The 15,963-nt window shown below is 69.8% G+C and carries 14 protein-coding genes and 2 riboswitches; of the genes, 7 read left to right on the plus strand and 7 right to left on the minus strand.

The window, feature by feature from the left end:
- Positions 1-11 precede the first annotated feature (11 nt).
- The 5 genes from chvE (at position 12) to CXQ97_RS09090 (ending at position 6,352) form a co-directional block, all read left to right on the plus strand.
- A complete protein-coding gene (chvE, locus tag CXQ97_RS09070; RefSeq protein WP_104180538.1) occupies positions 12-1,127 on the plus strand; it encodes a multiple monosaccharide ABC transporter substrate-binding protein in 1,116 nt (371 codons plus the stop codon).
- Positions 1,128-1,236: 109 nt separating this feature from the next.
- A complete protein-coding gene (gene mmsA, locus CXQ97_RS09075) occupies positions 1,237-2,766 on the plus strand; it encodes a multiple monosaccharide ABC transporter ATP-binding protein (RefSeq protein ID WP_104180539.1) in 1,530 nt (509 codons plus the stop codon).
- Positions 2,767-2,770: 4 nt separating this feature from the next.
- Positions 2,771-4,006: a multiple monosaccharide ABC transporter permease gene (mmsB, locus tag CXQ97_RS09080; protein WP_104180540.1), complete on the plus strand. Its 1,236-nt coding sequence runs from the start codon at positions 2,771-2,773 to the stop codon at positions 4,004-4,006.
- 214 nt (positions 4,007-4,220) lie between these two features.
- Positions 4,221-4,775 carry an RNA polymerase sigma factor gene (locus CXQ97_RS09085; RefSeq protein ID WP_104180541.1) on the plus strand — a complete coding sequence of 185 codons (555 nt, stop codon included), beginning with the start codon at positions 4,221-4,223 and terminating at the stop codon, positions 4,773-4,775.
- Complete coding sequence (locus CXQ97_RS09090) at positions 4,772-6,352, plus strand: hypothetical protein (protein ID WP_104180542.1); 1,581 nt, start codon at positions 4,772-4,774, stop codon at positions 6,350-6,352. The genes CXQ97_RS09085 and CXQ97_RS09090 overlap by 4 nt, the downstream gene beginning before the upstream one ends.
- Here CXQ97_RS09090 and CXQ97_RS09095 read toward each other — a convergent pair.
- The 3 genes from CXQ97_RS09095 to sfnG all read right to left on the minus strand — a co-directional run bounded on the left by CXQ97_RS09095 (position 6,342) and on the right by sfnG (position 9,399).
- Positions 6,342-6,845, minus strand: a complete 504-nt coding sequence (locus CXQ97_RS09095; protein ID WP_104180543.1) for a CoA-binding protein — start codon at positions 6,843-6,845, stop codon at positions 6,342-6,344. The two genes, CXQ97_RS09090 and CXQ97_RS09095, sit on opposite strands and share 11 nt — an antisense overlap.
- Positions 6,842-8,221, minus strand: coding sequence for an O-acetylhomoserine aminocarboxypropyltransferase/cysteine synthase family protein (locus CXQ97_RS09100; RefSeq protein WP_104180544.1), 1,380 nt, complete (start codon positions 8,219-8,221; stop codon positions 6,842-6,844). Before CXQ97_RS09100 ends, CXQ97_RS09095 begins: the two co-directional genes overlap by 4 nt.
- Positions 8,221-9,399: a dimethylsulfone monooxygenase SfnG gene (sfnG, locus tag CXQ97_RS09105; protein ID WP_104180545.1), complete on the minus strand. Its 1,179-nt coding sequence runs from the start codon at positions 9,397-9,399 to the stop codon at positions 8,221-8,223. Before sfnG ends, CXQ97_RS09100 begins: the two co-directional genes overlap by 1 nt.
- Positions 9,393-9,498: riboswitch (SAM riboswitch) on the minus strand. It overlaps the preceding gene by 7 nt.
- 103 nt (positions 9,499-9,601) lie before the next feature.
- Between sfnG and CXQ97_RS09110 the strand changes: the two genes are divergently transcribed.
- Positions 9,602-9,856: a hypothetical protein gene (locus tag CXQ97_RS09110; RefSeq protein ID WP_104180546.1), complete on the plus strand. Its 255-nt coding sequence runs from the start codon at positions 9,602-9,604 to the stop codon at positions 9,854-9,856.
- Positions 9,857-9,919: 63 nt separating this feature from the next.
- A riboswitch (cyclic di-AMP (ydaO/yuaA leader) is annotated at positions 9,920-10,131 on the plus strand.
- A gap of 5 nt (positions 10,132-10,136) precedes the next feature.
- On the plus strand, positions 10,137-11,105 hold the full coding sequence (locus tag CXQ97_RS09115) for a LysM domain-containing protein (protein ID WP_104180547.1): 969 nt from the start codon (positions 10,137-10,139) through the stop codon (positions 11,103-11,105).
- 60 nt (positions 11,106-11,165) lie between these two features.
- Here the strand turns inward: CXQ97_RS09115 and acs are convergent, their stop codons facing one another.
- The 4 genes from acs to CXQ97_RS09135 all read right to left on the minus strand — a co-directional run bounded on the left by acs (position 11,166) and on the right by CXQ97_RS09135 (position 15,961).
- Positions 11,166-13,145, minus strand: coding sequence for an acetate--CoA ligase (gene acs / locus CXQ97_RS09120; RefSeq protein ID WP_104180622.1), 1,980 nt, complete (start codon positions 13,143-13,145; stop codon positions 11,166-11,168).
- Positions 13,146-13,153: 8 nt separating this feature from the next.
- Entirely contained in the window at positions 13,154-14,011 is an 858-nt protein-coding gene (locus CXQ97_RS09125) for an ABC transporter permease (protein ID WP_104180548.1), read from the minus strand.
- On the minus strand, positions 14,008-15,048 hold the full coding sequence (locus CXQ97_RS09130) for an aliphatic sulfonate ABC transporter substrate-binding protein (protein ID WP_104180549.1): 1,041 nt from the start codon (positions 15,046-15,048) through the stop codon (positions 14,008-14,010). The genes CXQ97_RS09125 and CXQ97_RS09130 overlap by 4 nt, the downstream gene beginning before the upstream one ends.
- Before the next feature lie 100 nt (positions 15,049-15,148).
- Positions 15,149-15,961, minus strand: a complete 813-nt coding sequence (locus CXQ97_RS09135; RefSeq protein WP_104180550.1) for an ABC transporter ATP-binding protein — start codon at positions 15,959-15,961, stop codon at positions 15,149-15,151.
- Positions 15,962-15,963 lie beyond the last annotated feature (2 nt).

Below are 15,963 nucleotides of genomic sequence, written 5' to 3' on the forward strand. Positions count from 1 at the left end.
AAAGTTCCACCATGAATCGGAAATACCTGGCCGGCATCGCGGCCGCCAGCATCCTCACCCTCAGCCTCACCGCCTGCGGTGGCAGCCGGGGCGGCGGCGACGCCGCAGCCGAGGGCGGATCCAACGAGGGCGCCAAGATCGGCGTGGCCATGCCGACGCAGCAGTCCGAGCGCTGGATCGCCGACGGCGAGAACGTCAAGAGCCAGCTCGAGGAGCTCGGTTACGAGGTGGACCTCCAGTTCGCGAACGACGACATCCCCACCCAGGTCTCGCAGATCGAGAACATGATCAACGGCGGCGTGAAGGCCCTCGTCGTCGCCTCGATCGACGGCACCACCCTCACGAGCGTCCTCGATCAGGCCGAGTCGCAGGACATCCCTGTCATCGCCTACGACCGCCTCATCAACGGCTCGGACACGGTCGACTACTACACCACCTTCGACAACGAGGAGGTCGGCGTCCAGCAGGCCACGTCGCTGCTGACCGGCCTCGGCATCCTCGACGCCGACGGCAAGGAGACGGGCGCGAAGGGTCCGTTCGACGTCGAGCTCTTCGCCGGCAGCCCCGACGACAACAACGCCACGTTCTTCTGGAACGGAGCCATCGAGACCCTGCAGCCCTACCTCGACAGTGGTGTGCTCCGCGTGCCCAGTGGCCAGACCGACTTCGAGCAGGCCGCCATCCTCCGCTGGCTGCCCGACACGGCGCAGGACCGCATGGAGGACCTGCTCACCGTCGGCGGCGGCGAGCGCCTCGAGGGTGTCCTCTCCCCGTACGACGGTCTGTCGATCGGCATCATCTCGGCCCTGACCTCGGGCGGCTACTCCACCGACGACCTGCCCGTCGTCACGGGCCAGGACGCCGAGGTGGGCTCGGTGAAGTCGATCATCGCCGGCGAGCAGTACTCGACGATCTTCAAGGACGTCCGCGAGCTCGGCAAGCAGGCCGTTACCATGGTCGACGCCCTCATGAAGGGCGAGGAGCCCGAGGTCAACGACACCGAGACGTACGACAACGGCGTCAAGGTGGTCCCGTCCTACCTGCTCGAGTCCGAGATCGTCACGGTGGACAACTACGAGGCCTCCCTCGTCGACACCGGCTACTACACCGAGGACGACCTCAAGTAGCCGTCCCGCACCCCCGACACCTGCGGCTCCGGACCGTGCCGGTCCGGAGCCGCAGGTGCCCTCGCCCGGCCGCTGCCGGGACCTCCACTCGACTAAGCGAGGCCTGACCATGGCGGAGAACATCCTCAGGATGCGCCGCATCACCAAGACCTTCCCAGGCGTGAAGGCACTGCAGGACGTCAACCTCGACGTCGCGCGGGGAGAAGTCCACGCGATCTGCGGGGAGAACGGGGCCGGCAAATCGACCCTGATGAAAGTGCTGTCCGGCGTCTACGCGCACGGGACGTACGACGGCGACATCGAATTCGAGGGCTCCGTCGTGGAGTTCAAGGACATCCGCGACAGCGAGCGCGACGGCATCGTCATCATCCATCAGGAACTCGCCCTCTCACCGTTCCTGTCCGTCGCGGAGAACATCTTCCTCGGCAACGAGCGCGAGAAGCGTGGTTTCATCAACTGGAACGAGACGAACGTGGAGGCGGGCAAGCTCCTGCGCCGCGTGGGGCTCGACCTCAACCCGGTCGTCCGGGCCGGCGACATCGGCGTGGGCAAGCAGCAGCTCGTCGAGATCGCCAAGGCGCTGTCCAAGAACGTCAAGCTGCTGATCCTCGACGAACCCACGGCGGCCCTGAACGACGAGGACTCCGCGCACCTCCTCGGGCTCGTCAAAGGACTCCGCGCCGAGGGCATCACCTGCATCATCATCAGCCACAAGCTCAACGAGATCCGGGAGATCGCCGACTCGGTGACCATCCTCCGCGACGGACGCACCATCGAGACGCTCAGCCTCCACGACGGCTCCGTCACCGAGGAACGCATCATCAGGGGCATGGTGGGGCGCGACATGGAGAGCCGCTACCCCGAGCGCACGCCCGCCATCGGCGAGGAGGTGCTGCGGGTGGAGGACTGGACCGTGCACCACCCGCAGGAGAGTTCCCGGGTGATCGTCGACTCGGCGAACCTCTCCGTCCGGGCGGGCGAGGTGGTCGGCATCGCGGGACTCATGGGCGCCGGGCGGACCGAGCTCGCCATGAGCATCTTCGGCCGGAGCTACGGCTCGCACATCACGGGCACCCTCTACAAGAACGGGACCCCGATCACGGCGCGTACCGTCGGCGAGGCCATCGGCCACGGGATCGCGTACGCCACCGAGGACCGCAAGCGCTACGGCCTCAACCTGATCGACGACATCAAGCGCAACGTCTCCGGTGCCGCCCTCGGCAAGCTCGCGAAGCGCGGCTGGGTGGACGGCGGCCGGGAGGCCGTCGTCGCCGGTGACTACCGGAGGTCCATGAACATCAAGGCACCCTCCGTCACCGCCATCACGGGCAAGCTCTCCGGCGGCAACCAGCAGAAGGTGGTGCTCTCCAAATGGATGTTCTCGGACCCCGACGTCCTCATCCTGGACGAGCCCACCCGCGGGATCGACGTCGGCGCCAAGTACGAGATCTACACGATCATCAACCGCCTGGCCGGTGAGGGGAAGGCCGTGATCGTCATCTCCTCCGAGCTCCCCGAGCTCCTCGGCATCTGCGACCGCATCTACACCCTCGCCGAGGGCCGCATCACCGCGGAGGTGCCCATCGAGCAGGCGACACCGGAACTCCTCATGCAGCACATGACCAAGGAAAAGGACTGATTCCATGGCAACCACCGTCAAGGACCCCCACGTCGCGACGACGCCTCCCGACGTCAAGGGCGGGTTGTCCTTCCTCACCAGCAGGCTGCGGCAGATCGGCATCTTCGTAGCACTCCTCGTGATCGTCACCCTGTTCCAGGTGCTCACCGGGGGAGCGCTGCTCCAGCCGGACAACGTCTCGAACATCATCGTGCAGAACAGCTACATCCTGCTGCTGGCGATCGGCATGGTGATGATCATCGTCGCCGGGCACATCGACCTGTCGGTCGGCTCCGTGGCGGCGTTCGTCGGCGCGATGTCCGGCATCATGATCCAGGACTGGAACTTCCCCTGGTGGGCGGCGTTCCTCGGATCGCTGGTCATCGGCGGCCTCGTGGGTGCCTGGCAGGGCTTCTGGGTGGCGTACGTGGGAATCCCCGCGTTCATCGTCACCCTCGCGGGCATGCTCGTCTTCCGCGGGCTCACGCAGATCGTGCTCGAGAACCAGCGCATCACCGGATTCCCGGAGGAGTACCGCCAGCTCGGCGGCGGCTTCCTGTTCCCGGGACTGTTCCCACCCGAGACCAACCTCCTCGACTGGACCACCGTGGGGCTCGGCATCATCGCCGTCGCCCTCCTGGTCTTCACCCAGCTCCGCGGACGGGCCACCCGCGCCCGCCTCAAGCTCGAGGACGAACCGAAGGCCTGGTTCTACACCAAGCTCGCGTTCATCGTCGTGATGATCCTGGGCGTGACCTACCTGCTGGCGGGCTCCCGCAGCGGGACGCCCATCGTCCTCGTGGTGCTCGGCGTCCTGATCGTGGCCTACAGCGCCGTGATGAGCAACAGCGTGTTCGGCCGCCACATCTACGCCGTCGGCGGGAACCTGCAGGCAGCCCAGCTCTCGGGCATCAACACGAAGCGCATCGACTTCATGCTGTTCGTCAACATGGGTGTCCTGGCGGCGCTGGCCGGCCTCATCTTCACGGGCCGCCTCAACTCCGCCGGCCCGGGTGCGGGCAACCTGTTCGAGCTCGATGCCATCGCTGCCGCGTTCATCGGCGGCGCGGCGGTGACGGGCGGCGTGGGCACCGTGATCGGCGCCATCACCGGTGGCCTCATCATGGGCGTGCTCAACAACGGGATGTCCCTGCTCGGCGTCGGCATCGACGTCCAGCAGTTCATCAAGGGCATGGTGCTCCTGCTCGCGGTCGGGTTCGACGTCTTCAACAAGCGCCGTGCCTCCAACGCCCTGAAGTAGGACCCCGGGAGGACGGCGGGAAGAAAATCCGGCGTCGGCGTAACTTTTCCGTCCCTCCCGACGATTACCCCTGTGTAAGCGCCGCACCGAGGCTTATCCCCCAACGGGCCTCGGTGCGGCCTTTTTCTTGCCAGGCCCGGGTGCGTCCGGCGCAGGGGGCGCGGGGGCGCCGCTACGATGGGTGTCGCCGTCCCGCTCGAACAAGGAAGAGACCGTGGTCACATCGCTGCCTGATGATGCGCTCGACCGCGCACAGGCCGGTGAACCCGCGGCCCTCTCCCTGATCTACCAGGTGCTGAGCCCTGCCGTGCTGGGCTACTTCACGGGCCGCAGGGCGGACGACCCGGAGGCATCGACGCAGGATGTCTTCCTCACGGTCTTCTCGAGACTGGACTCCGTCTCCGGCGGACCGCGGGGGCTGCGCACCTTCACCTTCTCGGTGGCGCACGCGCGACACGTCGACGAGGTGCGGAGGAAGCTGCGGGCGCCGGTCCTCGTCGGCTACGAGGCCGACGGCGACCAGCGGACCACCGACTCGGCCGAGACGGTGGCGCTGGGGAACCTCGACGCCGGAGGGGCGACCGGCCTGCTGGCACAGCTCAACGCCGAGCAGCGTGACGTGCTCCTGCTGCGCATCGTCGCGGAACTGCCGATCGAGCAGGTCGCGGAGATCCTCGGGAGATCCGCTGGATCGGTCAAGCAGCTGCAGCGGCGGGGACTGCTGAAGCTGAAGGAACTCGTGAGACCCAACGAATCGGAAGCGCTATGACTGGACGTGACACCCCGTCGCCGGACTCCGTGCTGCACCTCCTGGAGGAGGCCGGCGTCCCCGAGGACCCCGCGCTCGTCCATGCCGTCCGGACCATCGGTGCACTCGGCGGCCAGCACGCGCCGGACGCCTCCGCCGAGCTGGCACAGCTGATGGCGGACGGCGGCAGGGCGCCGAGGAGCCGCCGGAACAAGCGCCGCATCACCTTCATCGGAGGTGCCCTGGCGGTGTCGATGGGCGCGGGCATGTCCGGGGTCGCGGCGGGGACGCTCCATCTCCGCGAAGGGCTCGACGACGCGGTCGATTCGATCGCCCGCTTCTCGGTCCGCAACGACGCTGACCACGCGCAGGACGCGCCGGACACGCTGGCCGACGGCCCGAAGCGGCGGGTCCCCGCCGTCGTCGTCCCTCCCCGTGGGGGCGGGGCCGACGCCTCCGAAGCGCCGGGTCCTGCGTCGGGTCCTGCGCCTGGTGCTGCGCCTGCGGCCTCCATCGAGGCCCCGGGATCCGGCGGTTCTCCCGGCCCGGGCGGCCTCGCGGAATCCGCGTCGCCCGGAGCGGTATCGGCCGGAGTGGTGGCCTCGGATACCGGCGTCGGGGGAGCCGCTGCACCCCCCGCCGCGGCTCCCGCCGCCTCGGAGGTCCGGCACCCTGCTGGAGCGGTCCCACCAGCGCCGGTCGTGCCGACGCCGCCGGCCCGGGCACCCGGCATCGTCACGGCTCCGGCCGGTCCACCCGTACGGCTGGCCCTACCCGGTGCCTACGGGACCGACGCCCCGAAGGCCGGCCCTGTCGGGACGGGTCAGGACACGACGGGCCCGGGCACGACGGGCCCGGGCACGGCGGGCCACGACACGGCAGGTCACGACACGGCAGGTCACGACACGGCAGGTCACGACACGGCAGGTCACGACATGACGGGCCCGACGAAGATCGGCCCTGTCGGGACGGGTCAGGACAAGGTCGGGGACACCGGCCGGCGCCAGGACCGGAAGGTCCCGACGGGCGGCCGCGACACGGGCACCGACCGGCACCAGGAACAGGAGCCGCCGGCGCACCCGCGCATGTCGTGGCTGCGCGCGCCCGCGGGCCCGCCGGACGCGGTCACCCTCCTCCAGGCCCCGACGGCATGGGAACCCGAGGAGCTCGTCCTGTTCCTCGCCGAGACGGCCGTGGACCCTGCAGCCCTGCCCGAGGACGACACGACGGCCGATCCGTGGCACCGCGCCGTACCGGGCGGGGTCCTACCCGAGACCGACACTCCCGCCGTCGTGCAGCCCGCGGACGTGGCGCCGGAACCGACCGTACCGGATGCCCCTGACGAGGCCGTCCAGCCCGCGGACGTGCCGGCGGACGCTGTCGTACCGGCTGCGCCGGACGAGGCTGTCCAGCCCGCGGACGTGCCGGCGGACGCTGTCGTACCGGCTGCGCCGGACGAGGCTGTCCAGCCCGCGGACGTGCCGGCGGACGCTGTCGTACCGGACGCCCCGGACGAGGCTGTCCAGCCCGCGGACGTGGTGCCGGAACCGACCGTACCGGCTGCGCCCGACGAGGTCGTGCAGCCCGCTACGAGGTGATCTGCCGCTTCGACGAGATGACGCCGGTGTTGAACCCGGCGAGGTTGAGCCCTCCGTGGAAGCGTGCGTGCTCGATCTTGATGCAGCGGTCCATCACGACGTCCAGCCCGGCGGTCTCCGCCTCCCGGGCCACGTCCTCGTGCCAGGAGCCGAGCTGCAGCCACAGCGTCTTCGCGCCGATGTCGAGGGTCTCCTGCAGGACGGACGGCAGGTCGTCGTGCCTGCGGAACACGTCGACGACGTCGGGCACCTCGGGCAGGTCCTCGAGCGACGCGTAGGCCGGCTGACCCAGGATCTCCTTCGCCACCGGATTCACGAAGTACAGGCGGTACGGCGAGGAGGACTGCAGGTAGGTCGCCACGAAGTAGGAGGCCCGCGAGGGCTTGTCCGACGCTCCGACGATCGCCACCGACCGCGCGTTCCTCAGCAGGGCCAGACGTTCGGGAGCCGAGGGCCCCTCCCAGGTCCGTGCCGGTGTCGCTGTGCCGCTCATGCTCCCACTCCCACTGCCCGCGACGCCGATGCGTCGTCGTCGTCCTGTCCCGCCGCTTCCTGCGGAAGGTCGTCGAAGGATGCGTCCGGCGAGTCCGCCGCGATGTCGAGTGCCTGGTCGAGATCCCAGAGGATGTCGTCGAGGTCCTCGAGGCCCACCGAGATGCGCACCAGGTCCTCGGGGACGCCTGCCGCGGCGAGCTGCTCGGCCGAGAGCTGCTGGTGCGTCGTCGAGCCGGGGTGGATCACGAGCGTGCGCGCATCGCCGACGTTCGCGAGGTGCGAGGCGAGCTGCAGCGACTCGATGAACTTCTGCCCGGCCTTGCGCCCGCCCCTGATGCCGAAGCTGAACACGGAGCCGGGGCCCTGCGGCAGGTAGGTCTTCGCGCGTTCGTGGTGCACGTGCGTGGGGAGGCCCGCGTAGTTGACGTACTCCACGCGGGGGTCGGCCTGCAGCCATTCGGCCACGGCCTGCGCGTTCTCCAGATGCTCGTCCAGGCGCTGCGCCAGGGTCTCCACGCCCTGCAGCAGCTGGAAGGCCGACATGGGCGAGAGCGACGGTCCGATGTCGCGGAGCTGCTCGGTGCGCAGCTTCGTCAGGAACCCGTATTCGCCGAAGTTCGCCCACCACTGGATGTTCCCGTACGAGGGCACGGGCTCGGTCATGGTGGGGAACTTGCCGTTGCCCCAGTCGAACCGCCCGCTCTCCACGATCACGCCGCCGAGCGTGGTGCCGTGTCCGCCGATGAACTTCGTGGCCGAGTGGATGACGATGTCCGCGCCGTGCTCGATGGGCCGCACCAGGTACGGGGTGCTCAGGGTGGAGTCGACGATGAACGGGACGCCGGCGTCGTGCGCCACCTTCGCCAACCCGGCGAGATCCGCGATCTCACCGGACGGGTTCGCGATGACCTCGGCGTAGACGGCCTTGGTGTTCTCGCGGATGGCGGCGGCGTAGTCCGCGGGGTCGGTCCCGGGCACGAAGGTGGTCTCGATGCCGAAACGACGCAGCGTGACGTCCAGCTGCGTGACGGTCCCGCCGTAGAGCTGAGAGGCGGCGACGATGTGGTCGCCCGCCTGGCACAGCGCCGCGAAGGTGATGAACTCGGCGCTCATGCCGGACGCCGTCGCCACCGCGCCGATACCGCCCTCGAGGGAGGCGATGCGTTCCTCGAACGCCGCGACGGTGGGATTTCCGATGCGCGAGTAGATGTTGCCGTACTTCTGCAGCGCGAAGAGATTGGCGGCGTCGTTGGTGTCCTTGAACACGAACGACGTCGTCTGGTAGATCGGCACGGCGCGCGCGCCGTGCGTGGCGTCGGGGGTGCCGCCCGCATGGAGCGCGCGCGTGCGGAAGCCGAAGGAACGTTCTGCCATCAGATACCTGCCTTGGTGGGTTCGTGGACTGGAAGAGTGGCCCCAGGGTCGAAGTCGACGCCGGCCTTCCGGGCGGCATCCGCCTCGAGCTCGCGGACGATCGGGAGGATGTCCGTGCCGAACGCTGCGACCTCCTCCTGGAAGTGCAGGTAGCAGGTGAGGAAGAGGTTCACGCCGATCTTCTTGTACTCGACGATGCGCTCGGCGATCTGCTCGGGCGTGCCGATGAGCTGTGTCTTGAAGCCGTCGTTGTACTGGACGAGGTCCTCGAACGTGGAGTCCGCCCACATGCCCTTGCCGTCCTTCGTCGAGGCTCCGGCTTCCTGCACGGCGTCGCGGAACCCCTCGACGGCGGGTCGATGCGCCTTCTCGACGATCTCGCGCAGCGTGTCCCGGGCCTCCTTCTCGGAGTCGCGGGCGATGACGAAACCGTTGAGCCCGTACCGCGGGTGCCGCCCGGCCTCGGCGGCAGACGCCTGGACGCCCGCGATGTTCTCCTTGAAGCCCTCGAGGTCCTTGCCGTTCGAGAAATACCAGTCCGCCACCCGGCCGGCGGTGGCCTGGGCCGCCGTCGAGTTGCCCCCGAAGAAGACCTCGGGGTGCGGGCGACCGGGAACGTCGACGGGTGCCGGGCTCAGCGTGAAGTCCCTGATGTCGTAGTACTTGCCCGCCTGGCTGTACCCCTCCTCGGTCCACAGCCCGCGCAGTACCCGGATGAACTCCTCCGTGCGGACGTAGCGTTCGTCGTGCTCCAGCCACTCCAGGCCGAAATTCACGAACTCGTCCTTGAGCCAACCGGACACGATGTTCACGGCGGCACGGCCGTTCGAGATGTGGTCGGCCGTGATGATGAACTTCGCCAGCACGCCCGGGTGCCACATGCCGGGATGGACGGCGGCGATCACCTTCAGCTTCTCCGTCGCGGCGAGCAGCGCCAGCGAGAACGACGTCGCCTCGTGCTGCTTGTCCGCGCCGTAGGACGCGGCATACCGGGTCTGCGAGAGGGCGTACTCGAAGCCGGCGTCCTCCGCGATGCGGGCGAGCTTCCGGTTGTAGTCGAAGTCCCAACTGGTGCGCTGCTCGATCGTCGAGACGACCAGGCCGCCGCTGACGTTCGGCACCCAGTAGGCGAATTTCAGGGGGGTGGAAAGGTCGGCGACGCTCATCGGATCCTCCATCGGTCTGGCAGTAGCACCCTTCTGTCGCCGCGGAGGACGCGGAGGCCAGGGTTGCTGCGGCGTCAATGAGCCAGATCTCTCAGCCGCTCGGGATGGTCAGGACGAGTGTGACACCGAGCCGCCGGCGAACCAAACAATGTGTCCCCGTGTGAGCGCGTCCCCGATGGAGGCCGCGCACCTCCGTCCCGCATAGGGTGGGTGGATGGAGAGCTGGAGGTCCGCGGAGCGTGCTCACGAGCGAAGACTCTGGAGCACGCTCCTCTGCGTCGGGGTGGCGCTGATGGCTGCGCTGTCCAGCAGCCTCGTGGCGGCGGCGATCGGCGCGGATCCGACGGCGAGCGCCTGGTTCTACCTGCAGCAGTCGGTGCTCCTCCTCCTCAGTGCCGGAGGCACGGCGCTCGCGTTGCGTCGCTGGCGATCGGCCCGTGCCGGGGGTAGGGTACGCGCCGTTATGTGAATGTGACAAAACGTCCGAGCAGTGGCTATGTTCGTCGGGTGCCTCCGCCTATGTGAGGCGCTCCTGGACGAAATGCCGAGCCCCGCCGTCGTCCGGGATACGTTCGCACACATCACGGCGGGGACGGGGGAACCACAGTTCCAGTGGACGCGCAGTAACACCTGCCGGCGTCCTTGGGGTTAAGTCGCACCGCACAAGCCGATCAGCTGATGCACGCGCCCGGGTGACTCCCATCCGAACCCGACAGCTCACCCCGCAGGCATGGGAGAGGTATACATCCATGTCACGAAAGATCTCTTCGGCGCGCCACCGCGCCGCAATCGACGGCAATCTCGCACTGCAGGGCCTGTCCCGCGCCGCGAAGGCCCACGCCACCATGGTGGGGCGTCCCGTTGCCGTCGTCGCCGTCACGTCGGGCCTCGCGCTCAGCGTCGTCGGCACCGCCCACGCCGGCACCTCCACGGAGCAGGGCACCACGCCGGCACCGGCAGCAGTAGCAGCCCCGGCCGCTCCCGCTGTCCAGGCAGCTCCCGCGGCCCCGGCCGCAGCGGCCGATGCCACCCACACCGTCGTCGCCGGCGACACCCTCGGCGGCATCTCGGCCGGCTACGGTGCGGACCTGACCGCGGTCCTCGCGGCCAACGGGCTCTCCCTCGCCTCGATCATCTTCCCGGGTGACTCCATCGTGATTCCCACGGGTGGAGCGGTCACGGCGCAGACTGTCTCCGTTCCTGTCGCCGTCGCTCCCGCGGCTCCCATGCAGCAGGCTGCGGTCGTCGCCCCGGCGCCGGTCGTCCAGCAGGCCGCGGCCGTCGCTCCGGCGCCGGTCGTCCAGCAGGCGCCGGTCGTCGCCCCGGCCCCGGCTCCGGCCGTGTCGGAAGCTCCCGGCTCGGGTGTCTACCTGGCCTCGGCCGAGGTCACCCCGGCGGCAGCCAGCGGTGGTGGTGCAACCCTCCTCGCGTCGGCCCAGGGGCAGCTCGCGGCCGGAGCGGTCCAGGACTGCACCGTCCTCGTCGAGAACGCGCTGCACGCAGCCGGTATCGCCGCGGGCGACCTCGGCCCGTCGCAGTTCTTCCAGTACGGCGCGACGGTGGCGACCCCCGCCCCCGGCGACATCGTCATCACCGGTGGCCACGTGGCCATCTACGCGGGTGGCGGCCAGGTCATCAGCAGCGGCATGAACGGGTCGAACCTCACCATGCAGCACCCTCTCTCGGACCTTCCGGGAGCATCCTTCGTCCGGGTCTGATTCCTGAACGAACCACACGCGGGAAGCGGCAGGTGCTTGGACGGGGCGCCTGCCGCTTCCTTATTTAAGCGGAACCCGTCCGGGCGGGTGCACGGCGGGCGGGATCCGGTCCCGCGCCGCCAGGACGTCCTGGATGCCGGGGATGCACCCCTCGTTCTGGAGCGAGGTGGTGTCCCCGAGGGGGCTGCCCTCGTAGAGCTGCGTCAGCAGGCGCCGCATGATCTTGCCGGACCGCGTCTTCGGGACGTCGGGCACGACGACGACGGCCGAGGGCCGAGCGATCGGCCCGATCGCCTCCGCCACATGGGCGCGTAGCGTCGCAGCGACGTCGGCCCCCTGGTCCGCGCCGGCGGCGAGCACCACGAAGGCCGCGATGGCATGGCCCGTCAGGGGATCCGGGATCGGGCAGGCGCCCGCCTCCGTGACGAGCGGGTGGGCCACGAGCGCCGACTCGATCTCGATGGTGGACAGGCGGTGCCCCGAGACGTTGATGACGTCGTCGACACGCCCCAGGATCCAGGTGTCGCCGTCGTCGTCGTACCGCGCGCCGTCGCCCGCGAGGAACCAGCCCCGGCTCGCGAACTTCCGCCAGTAGGCGTCGAGGTAGCGCTGCGGGTCGCCCCACACCGTCCTCGCCATGGCGGGTCCGTGGCGGTCGACGACGATGAGCCCCTGCTCGCCGGGTGGGACGGTTCGGCCGTCCTCGTCCACGATGCGCGTGCTGACCCCGGGCAGGGCGCGTGCCGCGCAGCCGGGCTTGAAGTCGGTGTCGGTGGGGTCGGGTGAGAGCACCGTGGCGCCGGTTTCAGACTGCCACCACGTGTCGACGACGGGCACCTCGTCCCGCCCGAGGTTCCTGCGGAACCAGCGCCACGCCTCGGGGTTCACGGCCTCGCCCACGGTGCCGAGCACGCGGATGGTCGAGAGGTCGTAGCCCGGCGGGACGCCGTCGGGGAACCAGCCCATGAGCGAGCGGACCAGTGTGGGGGCCGTGTAGTAGCTGGTGACGCCGTAGCGCTCGATGATCTCGAAGTGGCGGCCGGGATGCGGCGTGTTCGGGGTGCCCTCGAAGAGGACCTGGGTGGCGCCGTTGGACAGCGGCCCGTACAGCTCGTACGTGTGCGCGGTGACCCAGGCGAGGTCCGCCGTGCACCAGTGCACGTCCTGCCCGCGCTGCAGCGGGTCGGGGTGGCTGAAGAGATGCTCGAAGCTCCACGACGCCTGCGTCAGGTAGCCACCCGAGGTGTGGACGAGGCCCTTGGGCTTCCCGGTCGTCCCCGAGGTGTACATGATGAACAGCGGCGTCTCGGCGTCGAACGGCTCAGGCTCGTGGTGCGGCGAGGCCGTGTCGACGACGTCGTGCCACCAGATGTCACGGCCCTCCGTCCAGGCGACGTCGGATCCCGTCCTGCGGACCACGAGGACGTGCTCGATGCTGTTGGGCCCCGCGACCGCGGCGTCGGCGTTGTCCTTGACGGGGACGGCCGTGCCCCGCCGGTACTGGCCGTCGGTGGTGACGAGCAGCTTGGCCCCGGTGTCCTCGACCCGGAAGCGGAGCGCCTCCGCCGAGAACCCCCCGAACACCAGGGAGTGCACGGCGCCGACCCGGGCGCACGCGAGGGTGATGACGACCGTCTCGACGAGGACCGGCAGGTACACGACCACGCGGTCGCCTGCCCCGATGCCGAGGGCGAGGAGCGCATTCGCGGCCCGGGACACCTCGTCCTGCAGCTGGGCGTAGGTCACGGTGCGCCGGTCCCCCGGCTCGCCCTCGAAGTGCAGGGCCACCCGTCCGCCGTTCCCGGCGCGCACGTGCCGGTCCACGCAGTTCGCGGCGACGTTCAGTGTCCCGCCGGCGAACCACTCGATGACGGGCACGCTGAGCGTCCCGTCCTCCTGCGGGGTCGCCTTCCGGAACGTGTGCAGGGTGTCCCACGGGGTGTCCCAGTCGAGCCGGAGGGCCTGCTCCGCCCAGAACGCGAGCCGGTCGGCCTCGTCCTGGCGTTCGGCGGGACCGTCGGCCGCGGTCGTGCCCGGTATCGCAGTGACTACGCCCACCGGCGCACCGCCCAGCGCTCGGCGATGCCCAGGAGCGCGTCCGTGGTCTTGCCGATGACCGCGAGCAGGATGATCGCGAGGATGATGCGGTCCACGCGGCCCGTCTGCTGGGAGTCCGTCAGCAGGAAGCCGAGCCCCATCGACGACGCGATGAGCTCGGCGGCGACGAGGAACAGCCAGGACTGCGCGAGGGCCAGCCGGAGTCCGGAGAACAGGGCGGGGACGACGGCGGGGAGCTGCACGGTGGTCAGCAGGCGGACGCCGTTCAGGCCGAAGGCCCGCGCCGCCTCCACGAGGTTGCGGTCGACGTGCCGCAGCCCCAGGTAGAGCGTGGTGAACACGGGGAAGAACGCGCCGATGCTGATGAGCGTGACCTTGGAGTCCTCGTTGATGCCGATCCACAGGACCAGCAGGGGGACCCACGCCAGGGACGGGACGGCCCGGAGCGCCCCGACGGTCGGGGTGAGCAGGACGTCCGCGATGCGGGACAGGCCCAGCAGGGCCCCGGCCAGCACGCCGAGCACGGACCCGATGAGGAAACCGAGGACCACGCGCTGCGTGGAGATCAGGATGTGGTTGGCCAGTTGCCCGCGCTCGATGAGGTCGACGGCGGCCGCGAGGACCGACGCCGGCGACGGGAGCTGCGACGGACGGAAGAATCCCGACACCGTGCTCAGGTGCCAGGCGAGCAGGATGAGCGCTGGCACGATGAGCCCGAGCAGGAGGACGCCGGCCCGGCGGCCGACAGGCCGCCGCTGCCCGGTGCGGATTGCTCCCGTCCCGGGCACGGGCGGACCCCCGGCCTCCATGCCCTTCAGACTGACGGGCGTGGCCCGTTCATCACTCATGAGTCGGATCCGATGGAGTCCGGGTCGGCGTTCTCGACGAGGGAGGCGTCGAACAGGGACCCGAGGGCGTCGTCGATCTGCTGCTGGCTCTGCACGTCGCCGGTCTCCACGAACACGGGACCGATCTTCTCGAGGACGCTGCGCTGCGCGTCGCCCGGCGCGGGGTCGACGTCGAGGTTGGTGCGGTCGATGATGACCGAGGTGGCGACGGCCGGATCGATCGAAGCGACCTCCGCGAGGATGGCCGCGGTCTCCTCGGGGTTCTCCCTGGCCCAGGCGCGGGCTTTCTCGTAGGTGTCGACGACTGTCTGCGCGACATCGGGCTTCTCCGCGAGGAAGTCCTCCGTGGCGTTGAGGAAGCCGTAGGTGTTGAAGTCGATGTCCCGGAAGAACAGCTGTGCGCCGTCCTGTTCCGCGGCGGCCATGATCGGATCGAGGCCGGACCACGCGTCGACGGCGCCGCTGGCGAGCGCCGCCCGACCGTCGGCGTGCTGCAGGTTCTCGATGGTGACCTCGGACTGGTCCACGCCCGCGGCCTCGAGGGCCTGCAGCAGGAAGAAGTAGGGGTCGGTGCCACGCGTCGCCGCGACGGACTTGCCGCGCAGGTCCTCGACGCTCGTGATGCCGGAGTCGGGGAGGGTCACCAGGGCGGCCCATTCCGGCTGGGAGTAGATGTCGATGGCCTTGATGGGGGAGCCGTTCGAGCGGGCGAGCAGCGCGGCGGAGCCCGCTGTCGACCCGACGTCGATCGCCCCGGCGCGCAGGGCCTCGTTGGCCTTGTTCGACCCGGCGGACTGCACCCAGTTGACGGTGATGTCCTGGTCTGCGAGTTCGTCCTCGAGCCAGCCCTGGTCCTTGATGACGAGGCTCAGCGGGTTGTAGGTGGCGAAATCGATGTTAAGGGCGCCGCCCTCGGTGGCAGCGCCGTCGGCCGCGGCCTGTGTGTCGGCGGCGTTCTCGCCGGCCAGGCAACCGGTCAGGCTGACGGAGACGGCGGTTGCGAGGGCGAGGGTCGGCAGGAGGGCGCGGCGGTTCATGGTGGTCCTTCGATCGAGCGGATGGAGCGGGGGAGGGTGAGGCAGGAGCCGGTCGCACGGCGACGGGGATCCGGGTGGGGAAGCGGGGAGCGGCCCGGGACTAGTGTCCGGTGACGCCCAGCATCGAGAGCAGCGAGCTCCGGAGCGCCCCGAGGTCCGCGGAGTTGCGGTCCCGCGGACGGGCTCCGGGCACGGGCACGAGTTCGGCGACGGTGGAGCCTGCCGCGTCACCGTCGCTGCGTCCGAGAACGAGGATGCGGTCGGCGAGCTGGAGGGCCTCGTCGACGTCGTGCGTGACGAGCAGCACCGTGGTGGGCTGTGCGCGATGGATGTCGAGGAGGAGGTCCTGCATCTTGATGCGCGTGAGGGCGTCGAGGGCGCCGAAAGGTTCATCGAGCAGGAGCACTCCGGGGTTGCGTGCCAGCGCGCGCGCCAGCGAGGTGCGCTGGGCCATGCCCCCGGAGACCTCGCGCGGCCGGTGCTTGGCGAAGGTGTCGAGGCCCACGAGCTTCAGCAGTTCGAGGACCTTCGCCTTGCCGGCGCTGGCACTCGAAGATTTCGGCAGTCCGATCGCGACGTTGGCCTGCAGGGTGTGCCAGGGGAGCAGCCGGGGTTCCTGGAAGGCCACGGCGCAGCGCTCGTCGATGCCCGACACGGGGGTCCCGTCGATCAGGACCTCGCCGCTGTCGGGGATGTCGAGCCCGGCCGCCGCGCGCAGGAGCGTGGACTTCCCGCATCCGCTCGTCCCGAGGATGGCGAGGATCTCGCCGGGCTTCACCTCCACGGTCACGTCCCGCAGCACCGTACGCCGGTCCGCGGGCGAGCCGAAGCTGCGGCCGAGGCCGGCGAAGCGCACGCCGAGGGCCTGCTCGGTGAGGGTACGGGTGCTGCCGGGTGCCAGAACTGCGGTCATGG

It is taken from the genome of Arthrobacter sp. B0490, from assembly GCF_002929355.1.
In the GTDB taxonomy this organism is placed as follows: Bacteria; Actinomycetota; Actinomycetes; order Actinomycetales; family Micrococcaceae; genus Arthrobacter_D.